This is a genomic window from Nostoc sp. T09, assembly GCF_002154695.1.
Classification (GTDB): domain Bacteria; phylum Cyanobacteriota; class Cyanobacteriia; order Cyanobacteriales; family Nostocaceae; genus Aulosira.
This window is the reverse complement of record NZ_MTAV01000261.1, coordinates 1-2,219: the sequence shown is the minus strand read 5'-3', so window position 1 is coordinate 2,219 and position 2,219 is coordinate 1. Positions and strand designations below refer to the sequence as shown.

The window sequence follows — 2,219 nt, the reverse complement described above, 5'->3', positions numbered from 1 at the left end:
CTAAACAACAATTCTCAGTTTACCTTATCTGCCCTGTCTCCAATTTAAATTGGTATGAGAAAAATCGCCAGCATTGAGATCGGGAATTTTCAGCTTTGTTTGAATTTGGGCAAAGCGATCGCTTATATCCCTCGCTTTGGCGGAATTGGGACTGGAAGCAAAGCCGTGCAGGTAGATAAAGTAATTCAAAATTCAACTCAGCTAGTATTTCAAGTACAGACGCGATCGCGCCTGTACAAAATTTGCAAAACTCAGTCCAGAGTCAGGCAAAAAGTACTCAGAACTGATTTATTAGTTGGATAAACCGTCCCTTGTGGGCAGTTTTTTAACTCAATTCTGGGTACTCGCTACTCTTACTCTTCATCGCATCGTGACAAATTCTTCTGCGGCTGAGGGATGTATCCCGACAGTAGCATCAAAGTCTTTTTTGGTTGCACCCATTTTGACAGCGATCGCTATACCTTGAATGATCTCAGCTGCACTGTCTCCCACCATGTGAGCACCGAGAACTTTATCAGTGTTAGCATCTACTACCAACTTCATCATAGTTTTTTCTTGGGCACCCGTTAAACTGTAGTACATAGGTCGGAAGCGGGTGCGAAAAATTTTGACTCCATCATCACCAAGTTTGGCTTTGGCTTCAGCTTCCGTCCACCCGACTGTAGCTGCTTCTGGATTGGAAAAGATGGCTGTAGGTACAGTTTCGTGACTAAATTCTCGGCGGTTGTTGCCAAATTCACTATCGGCAAAAGCTCGACCTTCACCAATCGCTACTGGTGTCAAATTTAATCTATCTGTGACATCACCGACAGCAAAAATATTTGGTTGACTAGTTTGACTATATTCATTGACCGCGATCGCTTTTGCTGTACTGTATCCTGGTCCTTCGATCGAACTAGCAACAACATCAACATCAGCATTTTCTAAAGCCAGTCCATCTATATTGGGCATTCGACCAGTTGCTACTAGAAACACATCAGCAATCACTGGTTCGGCATTTTCCTCCGATAAAGATAACTTCAATCCTTCTGGCACCTGCTCAACTGCTGTCACCACGTTATTTTGGATGATGCGGATACCATGATTTACCATCCCCTCCTGAATGCCAGTACGGATATCTTCATCAAAGCCTTTCAAAATTAGGTCTTTGCGAATAATCTGTGTTACTTGGGAACCCAAACCACGCATGATTGAAGCAAATTCCGAGCCTATATAACCAGCACCAATAATGGCTATGTGCTTCGGTTGTTCTTTCAGGTGAAAGATTTCGTTGGAGGTAATGGCATATTCCATCCCCGGTAAATCTGGTTTGACAGGCCGTCCCCCAACAGCGATTAAAATTTTCTCGGCTGTAATTTTACGTTCATCAACTTCTACAGTATGGGGGTCTACTAAAGTAGCACGACCAGGAATCAGTGTAACTCCTGCTTTTTCTAAAAAGTTGATATGTAGTTGGGACAGCCGTCGGACTTCCTTATCTATAGATGTAATGAAATGTTCCCAGTCCAACTCAGCATCACCAACTTTCCAGCCATAGCCTGCGGCATGATTGAACAGTGCTGGAAAATGAGAGCCGTACACCATAAGTTTTTTGGGAACACAACCGCGAATCACACAAGTTCCGCCAACTAAATCATTTTCCGCGATCGCCACTTTTGCCCCGTAGCTAGCTGCTCGTTTGGACGCCGCCAAACCCCCAGAACCTGCACCAATTACAAATAGGTCATAATCAAAGGTCATAAATTTATATGTCTCTTTTGCAACTACTTGGCTTACGGGATATTACACAAAGAAGGTGAATTTAATCTAAAAAATATTCACAGACAAAGCGTAAGTCCTACCCTAGATTTAATCTAGCGTTAGCAGATGCTTTGGAGTCAAGGGAAAGCTCTCTCTTACGTTGATAAAAATAGTTTTGCATCATAGTTAATAACATATTTAGGTTAATTGTTATATTCTATACCTTTAATTTACATAGACAGCATAAAATAAACTATGGGGAAATTAACCATATAGGCGCTTTCCCCATCTTTTACAAACTGCATCTACTTTTATGTTGCTGCTATGAAAAATACATCAATACTTATGATGTAGGTCGGTCTGTTGGGGTGGGTGTACCTGAACCAGGATCAGGACCTTGGCTACCGGAACCGGAGCCAGGATCAGGATTCGGGTTGCCTGCGCCACCATCCGGTTTGGGATCAGGATTCGGGTTGCCT

The 2,219-nt window shown here is 42.9% G+C and carries 1 protein-coding gene and 1 pseudogene; both read right to left on the bottom strand.

The genetic code is table 11. From position 1 onward, the window contains the following. Window positions 1–45: 45 nt before the first annotated feature. A pseudogene (locus BV372_RS34185) lies at window positions 46–192 on the bottom strand (YqiA/YcfP family alpha/beta fold hydrolase); the annotation flags it as partial. A 168-nt stretch (window positions 193–360) separates the two neighbouring features. Next, entirely contained in the window at window positions 361–1,740 is a 1,380-nt protein-coding gene (gor, locus tag BV372_RS34180; protein ID WP_086691878.1) for a glutathione-disulfide reductase, read from the bottom strand. Window positions 1,741–2,219 lie beyond the last annotated feature (479 nt).

What these genes read in the sequence shown, in the direction of transcription:
- gor (WP_086691878.1), bottom strand. Translation starts at nt 1,740, where the DNA reads ATGACCTTTGATTATGACCTATTTGTAATTGGTGCAGGTTCTGGGGGT.